Here is a 23,775-nt window from a genome sequence, read left to right as displayed (position 1 = left end):
GTCTACTCTGTGTGCCCAGCAGGTATTGGCTGCAGATCTTAGCAAGGTCCGCTTCTGGCCATCGTACACGGTCCACCGTACGGCACAGAGGTAGCGACAGCGTTACACAATTCCGTATTGTTACATCACATACACAGAAACTCACAGCGAAGTGTTAAAACTATTTTATTCTTATTTTTCATATAGTTAAGTATGATCGCTACACCTGAAACACCAGTCACACCGCATTTGAAGGGTCTGTCCCACGCCCCCCTATGAAGTTAGCCCCATCAGCGAATGGAATCCGGCATAAGCCGGGGGCCCCTGAGGACTTCCGCTGCATACGGGCAGGGAACCCGCGCATCTTGAGTAGCCGACGTTTTCACAGCTTAGTGAACTGGTGAACCCGGTGAACTCACCCAATCAGGTGGTGAACCCGGATGTTCATTCCTTCAGCTACTGATCTGCTGCCGTCAACCTGTCAACCAACGTCAACCGATCAGCAGCTACCAAATCCACGCGGGTTTCATGCCCCGTGTCCCTCGAATGCCGCCAGGGTCCCCGGCGTTAATCCTCTGGGAATGGTGAGAGTGACTAGCCGACGTCAAGTGTCTCGAAAGCTCCTCCTATAACCTCTCCGGAGGAGATTAAAATTTTGAACGGGGACCAGGAGTCCTCCATGTACCATCCTTCCCCCGTAACGAACCCATCCGCGAGCGAAACTTGGATATTCCTAATTCCATCTAAAGACAAACGCTCAGTGCACCAGACCTCAGCCTCTCCTTTGAAAAGCCTAAGCCACAGCCCATTTGAAACGAGGGTGCTACCCAGCTCTGGGATGCTGATCAAACTCTCGATATCGCCACCGAAGTGCTTTAAGAGCAGTCCGTTACGAACGTCCACGATGTAACCCTGACCACCGGCAACTACGATCACATGAAAAGTTGATTCGACTTCCAACACGCAGTTGAAGCGGCAAAACCCGGGTTGGAAGTTCCCCACCCAAGAAGGCATCCCTTCCGGCATGAACCTGATAACGATCCCCTCACTGTGCTGCCCTTGGCCGGTTGCACTGAACTGGAGAGGAAGAGGGCCATCACCTGGCAGCCCAGGAAGAAGCTGATGATGCGGCGTATCGGTCATAAATTTGCCCGGCTGCGGAGTTTATTTCAGTCGAATCATGACACTACCTGCCCCTCCGTTACAGAGGCGTGACCTTCCAAAGGTGGGGCAGCTATCGAGGAGCTGTCAATCTGGGTTGAACACAGAGGGTCTACAGAAGTGGCACAGAACATTTGAGTAGCACTGGATACCCTGGATGGATGCAGATTCATCACTCTTGCTCTCGCCTCACTGGCGGCAGAAGGCAGCGCCGTGTATGCCCAACCGAAGCACCACCAAAAAAAACCAGTAAATACGGGGCTTTTACTACCCAGTTCAAACGACGCTTGGCACCATCTTCTATCCCTTGTATTACAAGGGGTTAGCTCCACTGCCAGAAACCTGTCCTAGTCCTGAAAGTCGTTTTTGCTGCGATCTCCCATTCTCAAGTATTGCGGGAATGGTCGAAATGGCAACGATCATAAGTCGCGGCCCAGGCGTTGGATGAGTACAGTGGGAAGCGCAAATTCGTCGTAAGGGCTATCCAGCCCAGCGAAAAATCTTCGAAACCAAATCCGATGCCCAAGCCTGGGCACGCATGATCGAAAGCGAAATCGACCGTGGGATTTTTGTCTCTCGCGTCGAGGCTGAACGTACCGCCTTTCATCAACTCATTGATCGCTACATCTCCGAGATCGCTCCAAAGCACAAAGGCGCGTACTCGGAAATCAAACGCCTGGAAGCGCTAAAGCGTCATCCGCTAGCAACATGCATCGTTGCCACCCTCACGTCTTCAGATTTTGCTCGTTACCGTGACGAGCGCCTGAAGATCCGCAAGGGCAATACGGTGAAGCGTGAGCTCGCGTTGTTTCAGTGCGTGATCGAGGTCGCTCGGCGCGAGTGGGGAATTCATCTCGCTGAAAATCCGGTCAGTCGTCCAAGCTATAACGACGAGCGCTCGCGACGGCTCGACCCAATTGAAGAGCAATACATGCTCGGCGCGTTAGAGCTTCGTGAGCGACGGGCTGATGGGACGTACGCAGATGCCTCACACAATCCATGGATACGGCCCATCGTCCAACTGGCGATTGAAACCGCCATGCGCCGTGGCGAAATTTTCGAGCTGCGCTGGAAACACGTGAATTTGGATCGTAGGACCGCGCACCTTCCTGCGACCAAGAACGGACTGCCCAGAACTGTTCCGCTTTCGCCTAAGGCCATCCAGCTGTTGAAGGACCTGCCGCGCTCGCTGTGCGGTCGAGTCTTTCCCACCACCGCTGATGCGCTCAAGAAGGCCTTTGTCCGAGGTCTGGAGCGTGCGAGGCTGAAATACTTGGGAGATTGCGACGTAGCGCAGGTCAGGCCTCAGGAAGACTTCCTGATCAATCTGCGCTTTCACGACCTGCGGCATGAAGCGACCTGTCGGCTGGCGACCAAACTGCCGAATTTGATTGAGCTTGCCAGTGTGACGGGGCATCGGGAGGTAAACATGCTGAAGCGGTATTACAACATTACGGCGGAGGAGCTGGCGGCGAAGCTGGCCTGATCGGACCAAAACCATCTGTCGCTATTGCTCAGACGGGGCCCCCTTTGCATTCGACCTTGCAGGCCGTTTGCATCGGACCTGACCAGTACGGTTAGGAACCTCAACTGGTTCGTTTGCATTCATGCGATAGGTACTTGTCTGGTTAACGATTGGGGAGGGGATGGTTCGAACTGGCGAAAGATGAGAGGGACCTGGTGGCCACCTTCGATGACGTCTAGCACGCCTCCCACAGCTTGAACCCATTTAGTATTCCAAACGTGACCAAAGCTTTGGTTTTCCTCAACGGCTCGCAACACGGCATCCTCCATCAGCCTCAAGGCGCTTTCGCGGCCTATGGAATCAATCAGTGATTTCCGCACACCAGATACCTCATTGGCTCTAAGAGCACATTAGCACGTGGCGGAATGCTGTCACCGACACATTCAACGCCCGGGCAGAGTCAGCCGCTCTGGATATTCATGCTTACATCATCCAATGCAACAACCGCCGCTTCGGCGATAGCCGCATCCGCTTAGACCCCACCGATCACGCTGGGCTTACGGTAATCCAAAATCGCGCCTAATTGCGCAACCCCTCTGAACTTCATAGGGCAGCAGTGCGTAGCGCAAAATTCGTCTGCTTTTGGCTGAAAGCCGCCGGTCGCGAACGGCTGCAGTCGGCCAGAAGCAGCCGCTCAACAGTGTCTAGGAAAACCGGGGCTATTCACTATTTAATCCAAGGGTGGGTCTTGGGGTCATAGGCCTCGATCGCCTTTTTGATTATTTCGTAGCGCTTTTGTAAAGCGCTGTCATCAAAGTTACGGGTCTTGGCTTCACTCAATTCTTCTTTCTTGGCGGATACCTCTGTGAGCAAGTCACTCATCGCTGCTGCTGATTTAGCTTTAGAAACCTTTTGGCAAGGTCGATCCCAGACGTAATGAGAGTGGAATCTGAAATCATGGTAGTAATCCCAGAAGAGGATTCCCTCAAGCAATGGCGCAATGCTATCGGCTCTAGTAAACAGCCTTTCGGGCTGCACATGCTCATTTCTTACAGCAATAGCCAGCCCCATACCGGCCGTAGTGCCGCGTTTAGGGCTTTGTATTAGCTCTAACCATCGGAGATCATTTTCATGCTGTACTCGCTGCTCTGCCGTCATTTCGCTCGGGTCAATTTTAGGAACCGCGATAATTTTCAGTGCCTCGGGATCAGGGTCTTCCCAGTCGCCAAACTGCATGGTCAGTTCTAGCTCAGATGCAGAGGGGCGTGTTACTGATCTGGGTATGACCAGCACTATCGAATCTTCTATCAGATGGCCGTTAATGATTATTTCGTCATCAAGAGTCCTCGCAGCATCTACCCGTGATTTGCCACACTTCATGGGTGTAGCGACGGGGCAGCTATAGAAGGTGATTGTCTTCATTCCCTCTTCGTTCTGATGAGGTCGGCTTCTACTACTGTATGGATCATCTTCCATGAAATTTTCGGCGCGGAAAGTGTCGTCCGATAAATTGCTCCACCAGCTATACAGCGCCAGCATGTCCCTTCGTTTTACGAAAGAACGCCATATAAAGCCCAGGTAGTAGCCTGCAAACTCACCACGCAGCTCTTCCTGCTCTGATCTATGCAAGTCAGCTATTTCGGCAATTTTTGATTTGGCTTCGTCGCTTGGGTTCCGCGACGCAAGCCAGTCATTTCCGAAGATAATCGTGTCGAGAACGAAATCAACCTGTTCATCCTGATCCCAATACTCATCTATGAAAAAGCTGCCATCGTCTTCGTGCGGCCTAAGCTCAGGAAAGGCCACATCTACTGCATTTTCAATGGATTGCATTGATAGGCTGAGCCGAGCGAATTGCTCAGGCTTCTCTAGGAAGGCAAGCCTTTTGGCGTATTCCATGTAAATGATCAGTGCCAATTCGGACTTGTTGAATTGGCCTGATTCGGTCGTTTGCGGTGAAGGCATGTATCTACCCCATTTCGGAATTTCCTAGTTGGGATAGTACCTGAGCCGTTCGGAAACTAATGTAGCGGTGCCATTTGGCAATCACTAAAGGAAAACGGAAATGCCACTATTAGCACCTGCATTTAGAGAAATTAACTACAGCCGCATCAAAAAGATCAGCGCTACAAGCGGGAATGAGACAGCTGCCGCCGCAATCAACCACAAGCAAGGTGAAGGCTCAAACGTAACGGCTGACCAGGTTGCTGGTTACTTGACCATTCAAAGCATTGCCAGCCTAAAGATGGCCGTTTCAAAAAAAAGCCATGACGCCATAACAGGTACAGATACGGATGATGGCTTATTGCCAGCTCAACCGTAGTGAGTGCTTTCCCACGATGAGAGGCGGCGAGTGCATGCCTCTCATCAACCACCTCCAGTTGCCGGTAACAACCGACGGAATCGCCCCTAGTTTCGTAGACATTCAATGACTGCTTCTGACCGAAAGCGACGGGGTGACTGCCCCCGTCGCGGTTGCTCGGTCATACTTCAGTCTGCTCGGCCATCTCAAGCGCGTCGTCCACTTCGATGCCAAGATATCTGACAGTGCTTTCTAGCTTGGTGTGACCAAGAAGTATCTGTACGGCTCTGATGTTTTTCGTTCTGCGATAGATCAACGATGCCTTGGTCCGACGCATCGTATGAGTACCATATGGCACTGGGTCGAGGCCGATTGAGCTGACCCAGGCTTTCACTATGCGTGAGTATTGACGCGTAGACAGGTGCTCGGAAGTTTTTAGCCGACTTGGAAACAGGAAGTCTCCATTTCTGAGTCCAGCCTGTAGTAGCCATTCCTCCACAGCGAGTCGCGTCTGCGCAGTGATCTCGAACTGGACGGGTCGTTTTGTCTTCTGCTGCATCACCATTGCCCTAGCTACAACGTGATTTCCGTGCGCGACATCACGAACACGCAGCTTCGTCAGATCGCATGCACGAAGCTTGCTGTCGATTGCTAAATCGAAAAGCGCTAGATCCCTCACGTTTTGCGCAAGCTCAAGCCTGACTCTGATGCCCAAGATGTCGCGCAGGCGGAGCGGTGATTTTTGACCAACCAGCTTGCCTTTATTCCAGGGCTGGTACGAGATAGCAGTATTTGCGTTCATGTCATTACCTCCGGTGATGGAGGCTTAGCATGACCCTGTGCAGGAATGGCCGCAGTCGACCCAAAGCGGACGTTATCCGCAGGCAAAAATTGGCGGAAAGCTGCCTTGCGATGCTGGCCGGGAATATTTCATCAACCGTCCATTGAGCGCGGCCGTGTGCTGCGCTCAAGTCGGAGTAATAGAGCAGGGCACAAACGTAGCGTAACAGGCGACTGCCGAGCTACGAATGCAGGAGGCTGAAATCGGCGATCTGGAAGATGCCAAACAGATGTCGTGGGCTTGAATGACCAGATATTTTGCCCGGTCGGCTGATTACTGAGAGCCAGTTCCGCTGGGCTGGCGTTATCAGCTTGATGTGCTGGGCAGGTCATCAGAGATGGAGGCTATCTAACTGCGACTACAAGCCTTGGGGAACCGGTGCCTCGGGCAATCGGAGATCCAGAGCTTTCAGCTTTTCTCGCATGCTCATACATTTATCTCTGCAAAACTTACTGTACCGCCGAGCCAGCAACCCTGAACCTGACCCTCTGTATCCCGCCGAAAGCGCAACGAAATCTCGGAGGGGCGGCCCATTGCCCAGCCTTGGCGAACCCGGACAGGACGTTCGTCTGCGGTCACCAAGCCGTTTTCCAACAGCCCAAAAGCCAGTGCGGTTGCGGCGATGCCGGTGGCTGCGTCTTCGGGATACCCAGATGATTTAGGGAACTGCCGCGCATTGAATTGCCGGGCGTCAAGATCTGATGTCGCGTAGGGATACAAACCAGTCGAACCGATCCTTTCGCACAACTGCTCAATTCGGCGAAAATCTGGTTTCAAACCATCCAGCACCTCAACGCTTTTGAGTGGAATCAGGGTTTTGATCCGACTGGTGGCGGCATTCTGAATCGGCAGGGGAGCCAGTTCATTGGAACTGATGCCCAGGACTGAAAGGATATCCGCTTCGACCTCCAGTGCTGAAAGCGTTTCGACTTGGCCTTGAGGCTGGGTGATCTCGACTTTCACCGCTTCGGAGCAGTTGCGCGACACTCGTGCGTCTACGCGACCGCTTAGGGTCCAGATCGAGAGTTGATCCTTGGATAGCATCCCCAACTGATCCAGCAGCCACACTGCACCAACTGTGGCATGTCCGCACATTTCCATTTCGTGGTTAGGTACCCAGAAGCGAAAGGCATAGTCGTAATCGGTGCCAACAGGCGGTGAGCATACGAAGCCGCATTCATGGCCATACGTCTTGGCTACAGCCTGCATGTCTGTTGCGCTCATGCAATCGGCACAAGCCACGGTAGGTGCTAGATTGCCGCCGCTGCGAGCGGCAGGGAAGACGTTGACCATGTGAACTTCTGGTCTCATTTCGTAACTCCTTGAGCGTCCGATAATGCCGGTGTAGCTGCGTCGACGATTGCATTGGTGAACACCGCTTTCGGGTCGAGGCTGACTGGCTCGGCCTCAACGGCATTCATGAAACTGATGTTTTTTCGATGCCCGACAATTCGACCCTTGGATGGCCGGATAAGATGGCAATGAAGCTATCCATGCCGCATCGAAGATCGCTGCCTCGGTGTGCGCGAAATACGGCCGCACGGCTTGACGGGCCTTGCCTGGATCTGTTGCGATCAGATGCTCGGCACGCCACAGGGCTTTAACCATAATGCAAATGGCTGGTCAAGTGGGGTAGGGATCAAGGTGCGGATGCACTTGTATCACTGGAACAGTATTTCATTTGAAAACACTGTCGAATCAAAGGCCCAAGCGGTCTGAATCAGTTGGTCAGCTGTTCGTCGGAAGCTTGATTTCTAAGGGGAAGTAGGTTGAATATGGGGCTGGATAAGTCTATAAATGATGTCAGAACGACATGTTTTACTGAGTCACGAGGTGGCTATGAGCACAGTTAAAGTACCAGGCAGCGCTGCAATGCGGATCGGGCAAAGCCTGGGACGTGGTGTGGCTGCAGTTTTTCGCTTGGAAAAAGCATTGTGGTCATCGTTGCTTCGTGCCGGTTTGCCTCGGCCGATTATTAGCCCTATCAAGTGGATCGTTCGCGTTGCAATGATCGGTGCTGGTGCATTCTTCGCTGCGTGGGGGCTTTTGTACGTTTTGGCGATCGTGTGCTTTCTTGCAATAGCTATTGGTTTTGTCACCAACCCTGGGATTGAGCGCGCGTTGCGTGGTTCACAGCTCGTTCATTTTGACCAATCCTCGGAAGATGCATCCGGTGCTAGTGAGTCGGGTTGGATGAGTGGGCCACAAGGTTATGGCTACTACGAAAATGGTTTGAAACAGCAGTGAGCTAATAAATAGGAGCCCAATGCCAAGTGCTGGTAACTCGGCATCGATGATCCTCATACCTATTTCTTCATCTGCGACATGATTATATTTGCACCGCCTCCTCCAGCCGATTTTGCGTCCCTTGTGCTTTCGGTCAAGCCTTGCATAAGGCCGCCGATAGTCGCACCTCCCCATCCCAACGCGAGTACCCAGAAACTTGGGAGCACAATGAACATTGCGCCCATCACAAAGTCCAGCAGTAAGTCTCCTTGGGCATTGCTGGCCCCAAACACTGGGTCAAAATTGGAGTGGGGGACGTTGTTGCCGATCCCGTTACCATAAAGGGCGTCTAAAATTGTACTGTCCACCCAGCGTGCTAGCTGGAACCAGAAGTCGACAAAGATTAAAGCGAACGCAGCAAAAGTAATCGTCATCACGACTTTCAAGTCGAACGCCCCGATCACCAGTACAAACGGAATGCAAATGATGAGAGCCATCTTTAGGAAGGCCATCACCATGGGCGCTGCTTGCCTTACACTGTCCATGGCTGGATACATCACAAGAGATCCTGCTGCCTGACCAGCTGTAGCTGCAAGGCGTGTAAAGTCATTTAGCACAGAGCCACCGACTTGACCGCCATAGTCTGAATAAACCTGACCCTGGGTCAGTTGCTGCTTCCTCGGAGAGACCAGATCCCGGATGACCGAGTCGCTCACTTCGGTCTGGGTCATGAATTTTGCCCACTGAGCAAGCTTGCTCAGCAGATCTGGACTGACCTGTTCCAGCAGCCTGGCTCTGAGCCCGACGGTTCCATCCGACCACCATTGAGTGCATGTAGGAAACCCACCACCACCAGTGGTTTGTGGCAGGCCTGCGTCCCGGGTTGCGTCATAGGGCCATTTGGTTCGGGGAGTGTGCGACCTGAACCCAGAGAAACCATCGCTGTAATAGCCAGATGTTTGCAGGAAGAAGTGCGAACCGATCCAGTTGACGTCGTTGAGTTGATCATTGCTGAGGGTAGGCTGGGTCATGAACAGCTTTGCGCGCGCACGTGCGTAGCAATCGTTCGTGAAGTCAGCGACCTCCTGGGCAAGCAGCGGATCGTTGATGCGGGCCTTGTTGACGTCCATCCGGACCTGTTGCAAATCCACTCCACAGGGAATAGCTGCGACTGAGGCAGCAGTTGCTGCCTTGGACATCGCATGCACAAACAGCCACCAGACGGGCACTGTGGCGCTTTTACCGTTCAGCGTACTGAAGGATGTTTCCCAGCCTGTATCAGTCGGATTGGGTATTGAGTATTGGCATTGCTCTGAGCGGCTTCGGTCGAACTGGATGGTATCAATGCTGACGTTTACCAGAGGCATGCAAGCCAGGATGATGACTAGGATTGCCGTGTAGAACCGGTTTTCTACTCGGGCCAACGAGAGGACGCCCTTGTTGCCCTCATCAGCTCCCTCACCGCGGGCTCTGAGCCATTCGCTGATGACAATGGCGGCAAAGGGCGCTGCGAAGAGTCCGCTGTCCTCGACCATGTTCCAGATGCCGCCGTTTATGAGCCATCCGACCAACGTCAGGTAATACTCAAGGTAGTCATTCGTGTGCAAGATCATGGCAAGTCAACTCCCGCTACAGTGGCGGCGCGCCGAAGCTCGAAAAGGAGAATGACGAAGATGGCCATGACCTCGCAGCGACGAAGTCCCGAGGGGAATAGGTTTGTGTCTGATGCTCGCTGTTTAAGGGTGCGCCTTAGCCTGTACCAGCCGAGCCCTATCGCCGCATAAAGCGACAGCCGCCAGGCCAGCATGTAGTTGTAGTGCGCTTTTTGCCATTCCCTGAACTGCTCAATATCTCCAAAGAAATGTACGATGGCTGTCATGAAAATCACAGCCAAAACAATGGTCAGCAAGACCGGCCAGGTGAACGATACAAGCGCCTTTGCGCCCCTACGTAGCCATCCCTTGGCAACCGGCAATGAACTCATGATCAGTTACCTTTCGCAGGGTTCTGCAGCTGATCGAGGCGGTCGGGCGTTGGATCTCCTTGAAAGATGCCTTTGGAGCTGTCCTTCCGGCTCTGAGCCCTCTGTAGGATGGCTGTCGGTGAGTTGCTGGCCAAGCTGCGACGCATATCCAACTCGGTCTTGAGGTTGTCAATTTCCTGTTGCAGGCTGCTGTTCTGCTGACTGACCGCCTGCAGGGCCACATCGTTGGCGGCAATGTTCGGCTCTTTGCTGCCGGTGAACATGGTGCGCTGAAGCAGTAGCGCTTTGCCGAGAACCTCAGATAGCGCGACCTCTGAAGCAAGACGTTTTGCCAGGATATCCTGGTCATGCTCAGTCCTGAGTGCCTCGACCACACCACGGGTAACAGGCAGAGAATCGCTACTCGCTGCAGTCAAGTTTTCCGAGGTGAGCGCTTTGCTGCCCGACATCAATTCCTGCAGCGCCTTGAGCTTGGAGTCGTAGGATTCCTGGATGAGAGGTGTGAGGCCAACGCCGGCAGTGGAGGTTGTTTTGGTGCAATCCTCACAAGTGCGTTGTTGTTGCTCTCCCAGTACCCGGTTGGCGAACGTGGTAGCTGCCTGAGGCGAGGACCAGGTGGAACACACCATGCCGTTGTTGCAGGCCGAAGGACTAATGGACGATGTATCGGCAGCGCCGCGTCCGTTCAGCAAGTTGTATCCCGCACGAGTAACGTCACCTACGACCTTGATAGGTTGCTGGCCAGATCCGCCGGCCTTATTTCCTCCGAGCCAGGTGATACCGTCATTCCCTCCCTGCTTTTCGACCTGTGCAACGGCTGAGACAGCATCTGTGTTCCCGTTTTTCACCGCCTGACTCATAGCCTGGCCCTCGGCGATCTTGTTCCAGCCCATCTGTCCTCCAGCGACATCGAGCATCTTGTCAGCAATGGCACGGCAAGTGCCTTTGGAGCGGTCGAAGTCAAGACGACCCTGCAGAATGCCGTTGGTGAGCAGGTTGTACAAAGCCGGGTTAGCCCGCTGGATAATCAGTCCTGGTAGTGATGAAACGGCGCTGGTAGCGTTCGAGATCATCGACCCCATGATCGTCTGAAATCCGGAAGTTGCTCCATTCAACTGATTCTGGAGCGTGTTATTCATACTCATGTTTCCGCAGACCAGGTTGCTGTTCCAGCCTCCGCCGATGCTGATGCTATCCATATTCCCCGCCGTACCCATCGTCACAGCGTTGCCGCCTCCAACGCTGTAGAGCACGTCGTCACCGATCACGCTGCCCGATGAGCTTGCATTGATTCCCGGGATTTCGGCGAGAGCAGTATGGGCTGTCAGGGTGCTCATGAATGCAATAGTCAGAAAGGCAGCGCGGCGCATAGTTGAAGTCCTCTTGATCATCATTGAAAGTCCGTACTGCCAAGAAAGGTTTGTCCTTCCCGCTTGCAGCAGGAATACGGGCGCCATAACGCCCAGGCGTAGCCACCATCTGTTGCCTGCACACGGGGCTGGGAGTTTGGAAATACCGCGCAGCTTTGACTGAGGGTCGGCGTGAGCTCTTGCCACTTACCGGTGGTGGCGTCGGTCTCGATCAATTCTCCTGCCGGCCAGTACCCTGGTTGCGGCTGTGCCAGAAGCGGTTGATAGACATGAACCTGACCGCTGCGAGTGACCACGTCACCTGCACGCTGCGCGATCACGGATGCCGCCTTGTAATCGTCGGCTTGATGGATAAAACCACTGCGAGGGTAGACGCTTCCCCACATGTCCCCCGACGTCAGACCACCCACCTCTCGACGGCCGGGAATCAGTGCTTCTGGATACACTGATTCTGGAACGCCGTAACGCCAGGCGACAGTGTCCAAAGTGCTCAGCAGGTAGGGCATGTAGGGCGTGGCTGCACCCTGGCAGGCATAGCCCGAGGCGCTGGCAAACTTACTGAATGTTGCTCCTCCGGGGTGGCCTATGACGTCAGCGTTTTTGAATTTAGCCAGGCTATCTTCGTTGCTGTGATTGGTGGTTCCGTCACCGCCATCCTGGGCGAACGAAGTTGATGAGCTCAATGAAGAGACCTCAATCCACGGGTTTTCACCGGTATTCGAGTAGCTTGAGACCAAGGCGTCTGGAACGAAGTGACGAACCTTTGTCGACGTCTTTACCTTGCATCCAAACGGGGTGCAGAGCAGCCAGTAGCAGATTCCGACCACCTTGTACTCCAGGCAGTCAGGCGACAGGGTTGAGGCGACCAGGGTGGCAGATGTCACCGTGCCTGCTGCTGCCGGCCAGGTTGAGATCGACAAGGCCAAGGCTGCCCACGCTCGAGGCTTTCGCAGGTTCATCGCGGGTCGTCTCCCTGGCCAGATGCGTTCTGATGTTGGGCGGCGGCGCGCCACTGGGCAACGCGATTTTCAGCCGCCGTAGCGTTAGTTTCCCCATACACAACAAACTTGCGGTCGACCACCACTGCAGGCACCTTCGTTACCCCCATGCTCCAAGCGTCTACGAGATCTTGTTGAGCTAAAGCCAGATCTCGTTGCAAGCGCCGCGCATCGCTGCTCTTGAGGCGTTGCTGCATGATTGCGATGGCTTGTTGCTGATTAGCCGGCAGTCCTTCAGAGAGCTTGGCCTCAAGCCTTTCTGATTCGTCCAGGAGGATCAGCCGGACACGTTCCGGTGCCTGAACTGGGTGGTTCCGGTCAGTAACGATCCACGTCTCCGCGTTCGCGAAGGGGACCTGTATGGCCGCAATCAAGATCAGGGAGGTCATGCGGTTCTTGCAGCTGAAGCGATAGTGGCTGGAGGGGGACATTAGGCAGTACCTGCAGGTGGTGTCAGGTACAGAAAACGCGATTAACGAACTGTCGTCTGTAGGAAACCGTTATCGGGACGGTTGGGGTTTGGGGCGTCTGCTTGGATCGTGCGCTCGCCATCCTGCAGCAAGGGCGGAAGCTTAATCCGGGCAAAGGTCGAGATGTTGGCATGCGACTTCACTGGGAGGTACGGAATCCTGTAAGAGGATGGGCTGTAGATCTAGCAGAAAGGCCGGAAACAGTAGAGCAGATTGAACAAGATGCCGAGACATGTTGGGGTGCTACAGGTTTTCCTATCAAGTCAATTTATTGAAAATGAGGGTGAGTAGAAACTTGATATTTACCTAGGAAGCATCACAAAGGATGGTGTTAACTTCATCGCAGAAATAGCTAAAGCTGTGGCATGGCCTTTCGCCGCAGTTTTGCTATGTGCGCTTTTTCTAAAGCAGTTAGCGGATCTGTCAAAAGCGCTTAGTTAAGCAAGATTTAGCAGTTTGGAATTTGAGTTCGCTCGACGTGTGGCGGACTTCGCTGCCTCGTGCACGATTCACCATCATCTTCGATGTCTCCTACCTCTATCCGTCATGCGGCTGTGAACCCACGTGGAGCAATATTAGAGGCATGATTAGCTGTAGACGAGTATGCAATAACGTTAGCGCTTTCGCACAGCCTAGTGCAGCCAACGGCTCGCCGCCAGCCGGAGGCCATGAGTGGGCTGAGAACGCTAACAATGCGTGGAGCAAGATGCCAAGAGGTGAGCTTTTTAGCGTACTAATGAGTAAGGCGGCATAGTAGGCGTAACGACCGTCAGGATTCAGCCCCAGGCGGATGGCCGAAATAAGCCTTGTAGGCATGGTTGAAGTTTGCAGGGTTGGCATAGCCCAGATGGTGGGCAATCTGCGCCACGTGCCATTTGCGCTGGCGCAGCAGGTTGCGCGCCAGTTCCAAGCGATGTTGACGGACGTAATCGAGCATCGACTGGCCGTACACTTGGTTGAAGGCACGTCTTAGGGTGGTTTCACCCACACCCAGTTCCCGTGCCAGCGCTAGAGTGCTGGGTGGGGCAATCAGGTTGGCATCGAGCTTAAAGCGTGCTTCGTGTGCCAGGTCCGAATGGCTGCGCAACGCGGCCACAGGCTTGACCGACTGTGGCGCAAGATGCGTCGCCAGCTCGACCAGTACGGCCACGCTCAGACTTTCCTGATTCAGCCGTTCCAACGCCCCTTGGTAGGGTGAGTGATAAAGGCGCTCGAACAAACTCCCGACGACGCGACACCCGTGCAGTTTTGAGAAGTGCATGCCATCGTCGAGCAGCCTGGCCAGCGATTGTAGTGCCGGGTCTTCTTCGGCCAATTCGCGTAGATAGTCGCCCCCGATACGCAGCCCGGCCATGCGCGCACGGCCGCCGGCAGGCATCTGGTCCATGGCTTCCATGCTTTCGCTCAAGCCCAGAACTTGGGGCGCGCCGGGAGTGTATTTATTTAGCCGACTGTCTATACGATGCTCCCATTGCCCGCCTAGTACATGCACGATGCACACACTGTCGGGCAGCACCTTGTGGATGCGTAACGGTTCGGGAAACTGCAAATCGCAGTCGAAATACTGCAGGTGCGACCGCACCGTATGCGCGCGGTAATGGCCGATCGCGCTGCCCATGACCTGCCGCGCGCTGGCATCGAATACGCCGGCTTGGTCTAGTGCCTCTGGGTGATCGAAGCAAAAGTGGGTGTCCAGATAGGGATTGCGGCGGTCCATTGGCAAAAGCTTCCGTCAGAGCTGGTGGGCAGCGTTGCATAATATCGACATTTGGCAGCCCAATCAGTTGTTGTGAGTCATGGCCTCATTGTTGTGCGCCACAGCCGGACTGCTTGGCAGGCGCCTGAGTATAGATTTCAATGTTCGGCTTTGAAAAGTCGAGAAAACCGTAAATGTTGCTGTATCGCAAATGGGCATCGCTGCTGGAAGTGGTCCTGGCAGTGATCGCGGGGGGGGGGGGGCGCCCATTCTGACAACCGCCCGGAGGTCGCGGAAAAAGTCCTGGCCTATGCCGGCGAAGGCGGCGTGAAAGTCTGGACACTGCGCATCGGTGCGCGCACTGACAATCGGGCGCTGATGCAGGTAAAGGGAGTGGACCATGACGGGAACATGAAGAACCAGAAGATGGCCGTGGAAAGGACCAGCACGGACACCCGCTATTCAACCACCGATGACGGCCAAAAAGTCGTGGTGCTTGTGCTGCAAAAAGGTTGGGGCGAGCTGTACCTGCCTGGAGGATCGCATGCGCTGAATATCGACTATGACGAATCTCTGTCCGGCCGAGGCAATGCACAGGCTTTTTTGACGCTACGCGTGGGATCCCAAAGGACAAAGCTTCTAGACTCACGAATTTCAAGCGCACTGAGGCCTGCTAGCAATGTGTGGTTACCTGGGCAGTTAGCGATAATTCGAGCTTCGTAAGGTGAGCACGATTGGCCCAAGAATCACAAATCGCCCGAGGTATATTCAGGCCGAGATTCGGGCTTTGAGAGAATCCACCAGGTCTACCAGCCCCAATACGCTGGTCCCTGCAGAGCACGTTGACACGAAAAGAAAGGAGTTTTAATGATCTCAATAGATGAGCTTTTGACCATGTCCGGGCTGGGATGTCGTCGGAGCTGGTTTGAAGCACTCAAGGCCAATACCTGCGCCTTAGGTTGTGACGGCCTCCTTTTCGCTTTGAAATCGGACGTTAATGCTGACAATTCTCAGGCTGCACTATTGAGCGATTACTCGCAGGCTTGGAGAGCAATCTACGACGCCAACGATTATTCTCGAATTGACCCAGTTGTCTCGCATTGCATGTCCTCGACGAGTCCTATTGTCTGGAACGACAGCATCTTCAAGACCCCCCTCCAATTGGAGTTTCGAGAGGAGTCAAAGGGGCACGGGGTTGTTCAGGGTGTTAGCCTGCCGCTGCATGGTATGGCAGGACAGGTAGGGGTGCTAAGTGTAAGGCTGGACTCGATCCCTCAGCATCAATTGAAATACCATATAGCGCGTATTCTCCCAGGGCTGGCGCTGATCAGAGATTATGCGGTCGATACGTTTCTGTCACTGGCCGACGAGCGTGAGCCCAATAATATCGTCCAACTTTCGCACCGTGAGTTGGAAGTCCTCAAGTGGAGCGCGTTCGGCAAAACGACGTGGGAGATCGCACGGATACTAAGCTGCTCCGAAGCCAATATCAATTATCACTTTGCCAAGGTTAGGAAAAAATTCAATGTAGGGTCCAGGCGTATGGCAATCGTCAAAGCCCTGCAGACTGGCCTGTTAGAATTCTAACCACGCCTAGCCAGCAGCGGTCGTTCTCAGCTCGATCTGCTTTAGCACCTGCTGGCGGAGCGCCGGTTCCCAGACCTCGTCCCATTGACGTACATAGGATCGGCGCTGCTCCAAGACAGTGCCAGTGTTGAGATCAAAGTTTTCATTAATCAACTCAAGTTGCCTAGCCTTTGTGAATGTCATGAACGGGGAGTTGGAAAGGCGTTCAATGTCGGTTCTTACGCCAAGTTGATGTGCGCAGTGTAGCGCCGCTGCAAGAGACTCCTGTTCGGCGTGATGAGGATCGATTATCTGGGACTGCACCCGCGGAACGCTCCAAACCGATTCCTGGAAGATGTGCTGATAAACGTCCACAGCAATATCACAATGCTCGATTTCTTCGGCGAAATGGTACGCGAGTAGGTAAAGAATCCCAGTATTTCGCGATGAGGCACAAGTGCGTGCGAAATTGGAACCAGAAAATAGTTGTTCGAAGAATATGAAGCTAGAAACACAGTTTTTGCTTTCGAATACGGCTATTTTCAATAAAGCCTCTTTAAGGGCACTGAGTGTTCCTTCCCCTATCTCTTGCATTATCGATTTGTAATGGGCCTCATGAAAAAGTTTTAGACAGGGATAGATTCGTGGATGAAAACGGTCACTGACGGCGGGAGCCGCGCTCAAGAACGAATTCAAATGTTTGTGAGCCTTGGCGTGATGCATTTCTTGGGCTAAGAAAGTCTGCTCATGGGCTAGCAGCGCCTGATCGCGCATGTGCGGTCGCGCGAACCTGCTGACAAAGTTGCAGAAGTACTCGATGTACTCCAAGTAGAATGAATACCCTAGTCCTACCAGCGACGTCTGATCGTCATAGGCCCAGCGGAAGTCGAAATCTGCACCAATGCCCATCGCCTGCCTGAGGTCGAAAGGTATTCTTCGTATTCTCATACTGTTTCCTTATTACGCTTCGGCGGAAGGCAGCTACTGCCAGCAGTTGCCTTCATGAAATGTGCTCTACAAAAATAGGATGTTGTCTTCCGTCTCTGCGGAGTAAACGGCCCTTGTCTTACCCATACCCTTAACTAGGAACGAAACGTGCTGGGCACGGATTTCTTCCATTGTGTAGGGATTATCTTCCCCGAAGATTAGCTCCATTAGATGGGATTTCTTTCTTACTATACGGTCTATCGCGCCTTCGCCTCGTTTGGCCGGCAAGAAAAGTTGCATGAGTTTATTCTGGCCCTCGAAGTAAGTCTCGTGAACCATTGCGTTGTGATAGGTTAAACCCGTGTCAATCTCTGCAAGGGCTCGTCTTAAATGATCCGGATCTGACTTGACGAGCTCCTCAATTACAGCGGCCCAAGCCTGGGTATGTCTTGCTTCGTCCTTCATGATGTTGGTGATCACCTCCTGCAGCGCCGGGTGATGCACTTGGCTTCGCAGGTCCCGGTACAATTCGGTGTTAACAACCTCGCCGAAAAGGTGAGCAAAGGTGTAGCCGTAGAGGCCCCAGAATTTCCGATCCTCGTAGCACCAGACGTACTTCTCCGTGTAGTCGCGAGTAGACAGCGTACTCACGTAGTCCAACTCACCGGTGGTCACATAGTGATAGGCCGTAGAGAGTGCAATACCATGGCGCATCTCCTCATATGAAATGATGTTTACGTAGGCCAGAATCTGACCCCAGTCGTTGGCAAGTCTCTTAGGATAGCCGTTGCGGATCTCGGTCAGCAGAAGATCGTGAAACTGGGTTGCGGAAGCTTGGCCTGAGTATTCTCCGTCCGATAGGCAGTCGAGCAGTTTGACCAAATCCCTATCATGATCGTCTAGCTCTTTAAGCCAGGCCCAGTCGTAGCGCTTGGCATCCCAGCGCTGCTCGTCCGACAGGCAGCCAAAGTGGACAATGGTACTGATTCCAGACATACAGATGCTCTCTATAAAACGGATGGAAAGGGTGGGGGCATTTTTTCAGCAGCTCATGCCGCCATCGACGACCAGCGTTTGTCCCGTGATGTAGGCCGCGCCATCACTCAGCAGGTACCTCACCAACGAGGAGACTTCGCCAGTAGTCCCAAGTCGCCTGAGCGGGATGCGCTTGCGCAATCCCGGCAGAGCCTCCTTTAGCTGGCTGGTCATATCGGTTTCGATGTAGCCCGGTGCTATGCTGTTGACACGAAGGTTGAACCGCGAGACTTCCAGTGCGAGCGAGCGCGTCATCCCGATCAGCGCCGCCTTCGTTGCCGAATAGACGGTCTGTCCGACATTGCCCTTCAATCCGGAAACAGAGCTGATCGTTATCAGACAGCCGTTGCCTTCGCCCATCATGGCAGCAAGGAAGCCCTGCGAGACGCTAAAGGCAGAGAAAACATTACTGCCGAACATCCGGGTGAGCTGCGCTTCACTCACACTGGAGAACAGCGTGTCTTCAGCGATGCCGGCGTTGTTGATGACTGCGTAGGGCGGGCCGAAACGGTTAACCAGCTCCTGCGTTACGTCGCATACTTGGTTGGAGTCTGCAACATCGCAGTGTACTGCCTGTACGTGCCTGCCTGGTTCGTTCTTAATCTGCGCGACCAAGAGCGCTGACTCATCTGCGCTCGACTTGAAGGTGAACACCACGTCATAGTCGGCACTCATTTCACGCACGATTTGCGCACCGATGCCGCGCGAGCCGCCCGTTACAAAAATCCATTTACGCTTCATGTCTGCTGCTCCAGCAAGTTGGCGATCAATCCCATCTCAACCGCCACCAGCGGCTGGTCGTGGTGGTAGAGCATGAAGACAACTGATCCAAAGATGGAGTTATTCACGCGGATCAAGTCCTTGCCGGTGACGCTGTAGTGGATCGATTCAAAATCTTGACTATCCAGCCCCTGCCATTGCACTTGTATCAACGAAAGCGTGTGTGATACCTGATAGACGATGTAGGGCTGTAGTTCCGAGATGCCTTCGCCGGCCAGAAAACGCTGTACGTCACTTGCCAAAGCCGTTTTACGGTTGTCCTCAATGTAGATCGAGAACAGGATTGCATCCCAGTACACTGCGGGATGAACTTCGCTGTCGATGGTGCGTTGCAGTAATGCATGCTGTTCATGCAGAGCTTGAGCGCTGAAACGCTCAAGTATCGGACGTTTCCTAGCCTGCGCGGCAACAGCCAGAATGTCGGGATTGATACCAGGCTTGGCGCAACCGCTGTAAAGCGTCTTGCCCTCAGCTGAGACCTTCAGGCGCTGAGGTGGCGCGGAGGTGTAGCTGACCTGCTGATTGAGCCCGATAGCATGCTTAAGATGCAGTTTGATTTCTCTAGGCTGGTCGCATTCGGTAGCTTCGTTGGCCAGATGGTTCTTCAGCGGCATCATCGCCAGCATGCCATGCACGATTCGTCCTGAATGTCCGTTTGCGATGGCGAAGTCCGTATCGAAGTGCACCGGGTTTCGATCTGCGGAGAACCGTGCCCAGTTTTCTAAATCCGTTTCATTGAATTGGCGGTGCATATCAGTGATACCTACTCACGACAAGGCAACTGTTCGCGCCGCCGAAGCCGTAGTTGATGTTCAAGACGTGGTTGACGTCGTCCAAGTACCGGTGTGTATTGGGGATGTAGTCCAGGTCACAGTCAGGGTCGGCTTGGTTCAGATTAATGGTGGCGGGTGCCATTTTTGTGAGAATCGTCTTGATGCAGAAGACGGTTTCGATTGCTCCAGCCGCGGCGATTAAGTGACCGGTGTAGGACTTGGTGCTGGAAACGGGAATGCTGTGGGCTTGTTCGCCAAACACTTTCTTAATAGTGTTAGTCTCGTTCAGATCATTAAGTTGGGTCGACGTGCCATGGGCATTTATGTAATCAATATCCGCCAGACCAAGGCCGGCATCCTGGATAGCTCCTTGGATCGACATTGAGCGGCCCAGCAGGTCTTCGGCAGGCGCAGTGATATCGTATGCATCTGAATAGTTGGCGTAGCCGCCAATCTCGGCGTAGATAGTGGCGCCTCGCTTGAGAGCCTCGTCCAACTCCTCAAGCACCAATACCGCGCTACCTTCCGAAAGCACAAAGCCGCTACGGCCCAGGCTGAACGGGCAGCATGCTTTCACGGGGTCCAGTTGTTCTTTGCTCAAGGCCCCCAAAATGTCAACTGACCAGACGTTGTATGCCCCAGTGATGCTTTCGCTCCCACCGGCCAGCATGCATTTCGCGCGGCCGTTGCGAATCAGCTCGCAGGCATCCCCGATGGCGATGTTGCCTGTGGCACAGGCGGCAACTAGGGTGTTCTGATATCCACGCATATTCCAGGCCATCGAGGCGGACCCGGTCCACACACTGTGCATCGAGAAAATCGTGCTAAGCGGCGATGCTAGCCCCGTATCCACGTAGATATCGTTGTTTTCGATCGTGGAGTCGACGCCCCCCCAACCGGTACCGAAGACCACCCCCCTTTCGAACGGTGAGTAGTATTTATCCATGGTATCGACCGGGTTGTCGCCGAATGCCATCTGAATTGCCTGCTCCGCAGCTACCATACCAATCCTTGCGTAACGCGGCAGGTTCTTCGCGATACGCTTAGGGACGCTGTTAAGCGTTATCGGGAATTTGATCTTGCCGTAGAACTTCGCAGTGACTGATGGGTCGGCCATCGGGTGCAGCGCGTAGCCAAGTTGATAGTCCTTGATCGCTTCCCAGATCTCATTAGTGTTTCCTCCCAGAGCACATATCGAGCCAAAGCCAGTTACCACGACTCGTTTCTTCCGTTGCACATCGACCTCCTTCAAACATCAGTTCCGTGCGGTGTTGTTAACAGGACTAAACGCTAGCTTCGCGGCAGAACTGGTAGAACTCACCAATGGTATTAAGGTTGGCAGTCGGTAGCTTGTTAACGTCAATGCTAATGCCGAGTTCTTTTTTCAGAGCGACCTGGATGCTCACGTAATCGAGGCTAACCAAGTGAATATCACTGATCAGGGTTTGCTCGGTGATGCGGTCGATCTCAAAGTCGGTAAGTTCTCCGATGACACTGTTTACGACAGTTGCGATGTTCATTTGTCTTTTCCTGTACTAATGGGTTGCTTGCTGCTGCCGGCCATGATTTCATTCATAATCTTGCGAACGTCGTCGGTCATTGGTACCTCCATAGAGAAGGTATTGTTGATAACGGTGTAGTCTATATAGCCCATGCGCGCGATGGGGCGGACGCTCTCGATATCCATGCGTCCGTCGGGTGTTATGTAGTTGTCATTAATGTGTACACGGATCACTTCTCCAATGATCACGTCCACAGTGCCTAGCTCACCGTTACCCTGAACGACGGTAGTTGATACGTAGCGGCACTCCAAGTGGCATGGACTGGCTTTCACCATGGGAACATTGGAAAGGTCGGCTTTCACCTTTTCCAAACCGGCCAATTCGAACTCGCTTTGATCTGAAGGCACGATCATTGCTGAGATGTTGACGGCTTCTTTCAGTGCTTCGGTGGCCATGTTCCATACGAACCATCCAGTTTTTTCCGCATTAACCGCTGAATCTTTTCGTTGACCGGTGGGATAGTGGTTGGCGGAAAACATGACCATGGGCGGATCGAATGTAATTATCCCACACTGACTAAAGGGAGCGAGATTCTCGTTACCTTTTTCGTCAATAGAAGAGATCCAAGCAATGGGTCTCGGTACCACGCAGCTTCGAAACGGTGTAAAGGGTAAAGGGCAGTTTTTGTCCTGTGGGTCATACTTCATATGATGTCTCCGAAATGTCGGTGTGTATATTTCCAGTCGTTAAGATTTGCGTCAACTATCAATTTCCTTGCCTATCTGAAATGGTAGCTAGAATGACAGGTGCGATACTCGCTGCCTCATATATCTGTCGCTATTGATAGTAATATTAAATAGGGGCGCAGGGTCCGTGTCCACGCTGCATGCGCTAATATAACTGCTAGTATGTTCGTTATTTTATATGAATAGATTGTCTAATTGACACCTGACTGTTTTTTTTTTACGTGCATCCGTTTGGGATACCGCTGGGCTTTAATATTCAAACTGATGGAGAGGGTTGGGCAAGCCATTTGACTAGACGGGATAAACGAGGATCTAGAACACCTGAACCTAAGCTCCCTTGAAACAGCCGCTGCTCGGTGATCCTTCGCGCGTGATCCCTAGCCTAAGCTTGCTCGGCTAATCAAAGCTTGGGCAGACACGACGAAGCGTCAGGCGTCGTCGCGGTAGGAAGACTGACTTTATATTGGCAAAATTCACCAAGTCCGGATGTATCTTCAAGCCGGCAGCGGGTTTAGGCGCGATGTACGCCCTGGTCCCGCCAGTGTCTAGGTGGATAGTTCACGTTTCACGGTGGGAAATCCGCAATCAGCGGCGCCAGACCTTGAGCAGCAAACTGGCATTCACGCCGCCAAAACCAAAGCCGTTGCAGAGTGCATAGTGAATTGGCATGAAGCGCGGCTCACCCAGCACAAGATCGATGTGCTCAGCGTCGTCGTCCGGCTTGTGGCAGTTTAGATTGAATGGCGCTACCTGATCGCCGAGCGACTTGACGGTGAAGATACTTGCCAATCCGCCAGCGGCACCTAGTAGATGGCCGGTTGAAGACTTAGTGGATGAGACGGCAACGTTATTAGCGCCGAACACCGCTTTAATCGCCGCCAGTTCACCTTTGTCACCAACTGGTGTCGACGTCGAGTGGGCATTGATGTACCCAACCTTGCTGGGTTCAATGCCTCCCTGAGCAAGTGCGGCGCGCATGCACTGTTGAGCGCCTTCGCCATCAGGAGGAGCGGCGGTGACATGGTAGGCATCCGCACTGGTGCCGTAGCCAACTATCTCCGCAAGCGGCGTTGCGTTGCGGGCTAAGGCGTGTTCTAGCGTCTCGATCACCATTAACCCGGCACCCTCTGCGATCACAAACCCATCCCGATCGGCATCGAATGGGCGGGAAGCTTCAGCAGGACGGTCGTTGAAGGATGTGGCCATGGCCTTCGCTGCTACAAAGCCACCAATGCTGACTTCGTTGATGCAGGCTTCGCTACCACCGCAAATCGCGACATCGGCTTCGCCGTTCTGAATCATGCGCACTGCATCGCCGATGGCCTGGACGCCAGCAGCACAAGCGGTAGCCGGTGCCCCTAGCGGTCCCTTGAAGCCATATTTGATAGAAACCTGCCCTGCTGCCATGTTCACCAAAAAGCCGGGAACAGTGAAGGGAGAAATACGTCGGTGACCACTGGCGTTGATAGTGTTGACGGTGTCCCGGACAAAATGCAATCCGCCGATTCCCGACGCAATAACGGTCGCGGTGCGTTTCTTCTGCTCCTCAGTTGGGCTCCATCCCGCTTGCTCGATCGCCTCGCTGGCGGCCGCAAGGGCGAAAATAATGAATCGGTCCATGCGTCGCGCCTCTTTAGGCTCGACGAATTGATGCGCGTCGAATCCGGCTTCGGAGTCGTTCTTCTTGTCCTGTACGGTACCCGCGATGCGCACGGGAAGTTCGCCGAACGGTTCAATGGCGCGGACACCGGACTTACCCTGCAGTAGGCGCTCCCAGCTCCGCTCGACACCCACGCCCAGCGGCGAAACCGCACCCATTCCTGTGATTACAATTCGCTTTGCCATAAGTTATTTCCTCTATTCTCGATGTCTGACCTTTGGAGAGCTTTTGTCAGGCCTACCGTGGCGTGATCAAATCGGGTATTTGATAGTTACCTCCACCTTGGGTCAACCA

At 53.6% G+C, this 23,775-nt stretch carries 23 protein-coding genes; 5 read left to right on the top strand and 18 right to left on the bottom strand.

Features of this window, described 5'->3' with window-relative positions:
- Window positions 1–573: 573 nt before the first annotated feature.
- A complete protein-coding gene (locus tag JOE34_RS24555) occupies window positions 574–1,122 on the bottom strand; it encodes a hypothetical protein (protein WP_046267054.1) in 549 nt (182 codons plus the stop codon).
- A 556-nt stretch (window positions 1,123–1,678) separates the two neighbouring features.
- On the opposite strand from JOE34_RS24555, the gene JOE34_RS24550 reads away from it, so the two are divergent.
- Window positions 1,679–2,626 (top strand): site-specific integrase, encoded by a 948-nt coding sequence (locus tag JOE34_RS24550; protein WP_046267055.1) that lies wholly within the window; start codon window positions 1,679–1,681, stop codon window positions 2,624–2,626.
- Between the two features lie 705 nt (window positions 2,627–3,331).
- On the opposite strand, the gene JOE34_RS24545 is transcribed toward JOE34_RS24550, so the two are convergent.
- Window positions 3,332–4,570, bottom strand: coding sequence for a hypothetical protein (locus tag JOE34_RS24545; protein ID WP_209996775.1), 1,239 nt, complete (start codon window positions 4,568–4,570; stop codon window positions 3,332–3,334).
- Between the two features lie 100 nt (window positions 4,571–4,670).
- Between JOE34_RS24545 and JOE34_RS24540 the strand changes: the two genes are divergently transcribed.
- Window positions 4,671–4,928 (top strand): hypothetical protein, encoded by a 258-nt coding sequence (locus JOE34_RS24540; RefSeq protein ID WP_046267058.1) that lies wholly within the window; start codon window positions 4,671–4,673, stop codon window positions 4,926–4,928.
- A gap of 160 nt (window positions 4,929–5,088) precedes the next feature.
- Here the strand turns inward: JOE34_RS24540 and JOE34_RS24535 are convergent, their stop codons facing one another.
- Window positions 5,089–5,709, bottom strand: coding sequence for a tyrosine-type recombinase/integrase (locus tag JOE34_RS24535; RefSeq protein WP_046267059.1), 621 nt, complete (start codon window positions 5,707–5,709; stop codon window positions 5,089–5,091).
- Window positions 5,710–6,174: 465 nt separating this feature from the next.
- Window positions 6,175–7,059 (bottom strand): PhzF family phenazine biosynthesis isomerase, encoded by an 885-nt coding sequence (locus JOE34_RS24530; RefSeq protein ID WP_046267060.1) that lies wholly within the window; start codon window positions 7,057–7,059, stop codon window positions 6,175–6,177.
- Window positions 7,060–7,587: 528 nt separating this feature from the next.
- Between JOE34_RS24530 and JOE34_RS24525 the strand changes: the two genes are divergently transcribed.
- Complete coding sequence (locus JOE34_RS24525) at window positions 7,588–7,995, top strand: DUF3742 family protein (RefSeq protein WP_046267061.1); 408 nt, start codon at window positions 7,588–7,590, stop codon at window positions 7,993–7,995.
- Window positions 7,996–8,054: 59 nt separating this feature from the next.
- Here JOE34_RS24525 and JOE34_RS24520 read toward each other — a convergent pair whose 3' ends face one another.
- From JOE34_RS24520 to JOE34_RS24495, 6 genes are all read right to left on the bottom strand, one after another.
- Window positions 8,055–9,587 (bottom strand): conjugal transfer protein TraG N-terminal domain-containing protein, encoded by a 1,533-nt coding sequence (locus tag JOE34_RS24520; RefSeq protein WP_046267062.1) that lies wholly within the window; start codon window positions 9,585–9,587, stop codon window positions 8,055–8,057.
- Window positions 9,584–9,958, bottom strand: a complete 375-nt coding sequence (locus JOE34_RS24515) for a hypothetical protein (RefSeq protein ID WP_004409749.1) — start codon at window positions 9,956–9,958, stop codon at window positions 9,584–9,586. Before JOE34_RS24515 ends, JOE34_RS24520 begins: the two co-directional genes overlap by 4 nt.
- A 2-nt stretch (window positions 9,959–9,960) precedes the next feature.
- Entirely contained in the window at window positions 9,961–11,352 is a 1,392-nt protein-coding gene (locus JOE34_RS24510) for an integrating conjugative element protein (protein ID WP_046267063.1), read from the bottom strand.
- A complete protein-coding gene (locus JOE34_RS24505; RefSeq protein WP_046267064.1) occupies window positions 11,349–12,287 on the bottom strand; it encodes a TIGR03756 family integrating conjugative element protein in 939 nt (312 codons plus the stop codon). The genes JOE34_RS24510 and JOE34_RS24505 overlap by 4 nt, the downstream gene beginning before the upstream one ends.
- Entirely contained in the window at window positions 12,284–12,757 is a 474-nt protein-coding gene (locus tag JOE34_RS24500) for a TIGR03757 family integrating conjugative element protein (RefSeq protein WP_011267009.1), read from the bottom strand. Before JOE34_RS24500 ends, JOE34_RS24505 begins: the two co-directional genes overlap by 4 nt.
- 808 nt (window positions 12,758–13,565) lie before the next feature.
- Window positions 13,566–14,513 (bottom strand): AraC family transcriptional regulator, encoded by a 948-nt coding sequence (locus JOE34_RS24495; protein ID WP_024648291.1) that lies wholly within the window; start codon window positions 14,511–14,513, stop codon window positions 13,566–13,568.
- Between the two features lie 306 nt (window positions 14,514–14,819).
- Between JOE34_RS24495 and JOE34_RS24490 the strand changes: the two genes are divergently transcribed.
- Window positions 14,820–15,215, top strand: a complete 396-nt coding sequence (locus JOE34_RS24490) for a hypothetical protein (RefSeq protein WP_198708954.1) — start codon at window positions 14,820–14,822, stop codon at window positions 15,213–15,215.
- A 144-nt stretch (window positions 15,216–15,359) separates the two neighbouring features.
- Window positions 15,360–16,079 carry an autoinducer binding domain-containing protein gene (locus JOE34_RS24485; protein ID WP_052738601.1) on the top strand — a complete coding sequence of 240 codons (720 nt, stop codon included), beginning with the start codon at window positions 15,360–15,362 and terminating at the stop codon, window positions 16,077–16,079.
- Window positions 16,080–16,085: 6 nt separating this feature from the next.
- On the opposite strand, the gene JOE34_RS24480 is transcribed toward JOE34_RS24485, so the two are convergent.
- From JOE34_RS24480 to fabF, 8 genes are all read right to left on the bottom strand, one after another.
- Window positions 16,086–17,006, bottom strand: coding sequence for a metal-dependent hydrolase (locus tag JOE34_RS24480; RefSeq protein ID WP_046265917.1), 921 nt, complete (start codon window positions 17,004–17,006; stop codon window positions 16,086–16,088).
- A gap of 66 nt (window positions 17,007–17,072) precedes the next feature.
- Entirely contained in the window at window positions 17,073–17,981 is a 909-nt protein-coding gene (locus JOE34_RS24475) for an acyl-ACP desaturase (RefSeq protein WP_003345778.1), read from the bottom strand.
- Between the two features lie 45 nt (window positions 17,982–18,026).
- Window positions 18,027–18,761 (bottom strand): SDR family oxidoreductase, encoded by a 735-nt coding sequence (locus tag JOE34_RS24470; RefSeq protein WP_046265916.1) that lies wholly within the window; start codon window positions 18,759–18,761, stop codon window positions 18,027–18,029.
- Window positions 18,758–19,552: a MaoC/PaaZ C-terminal domain-containing protein gene (locus tag JOE34_RS24465; RefSeq protein WP_046265915.1), complete on the bottom strand. Its 795-nt coding sequence runs from the start codon at window positions 19,550–19,552 to the stop codon at window positions 18,758–18,760. The genes JOE34_RS24470 and JOE34_RS24465 overlap by 4 nt, the downstream gene beginning before the upstream one ends.
- A gap of 1 nt (window position 19,553) precedes the next feature.
- Entirely contained in the window at window positions 19,554–20,825 is a 1,272-nt protein-coding gene (locus JOE34_RS24460; protein ID WP_024648295.1) for a beta-ketoacyl-[acyl-carrier-protein] synthase family protein, read from the bottom strand.
- A gap of 31 nt (window positions 20,826–20,856) precedes the next feature.
- The gene (locus JOE34_RS24455; RefSeq protein ID WP_003345784.1) at window positions 20,857–21,093 is read right to left on the bottom strand and encodes a phosphopantetheine-binding protein; all 237 of its coding nucleotides are present in this window, start codon (window positions 21,091–21,093) and stop codon (window positions 20,857–20,859) included.
- Window positions 21,090–21,782, bottom strand: coding sequence for a flavin reductase family protein (locus JOE34_RS24450; protein WP_024648296.1), 693 nt, complete (start codon window positions 21,780–21,782; stop codon window positions 21,090–21,092). The genes JOE34_RS24455 and JOE34_RS24450 overlap by 4 nt, the downstream gene beginning before the upstream one ends.
- A 624-nt stretch (window positions 21,783–22,406) precedes the next feature.
- Window positions 22,407–23,666: a beta-ketoacyl-ACP synthase II gene (fabF, locus tag JOE34_RS24445; protein ID WP_024648297.1), complete on the bottom strand. Its 1,260-nt coding sequence runs from the start codon at window positions 23,664–23,666 to the stop codon at window positions 22,407–22,409.
- Window positions 23,667–23,775 lie beyond the last annotated feature (109 nt).

It is taken from the genome of Pseudomonas sp. PvP028 (assembly GCF_017832255.1).
Taxonomy (GTDB): domain Bacteria; phylum Pseudomonadota; class Gammaproteobacteria; order Pseudomonadales; family Pseudomonadaceae; genus Aquipseudomonas; species Aquipseudomonas syringae.
The sequence above is the reverse complement of the archived record's forward strand: the minus strand, read 5'-3'. Positions and strand labels throughout refer to the sequence as shown.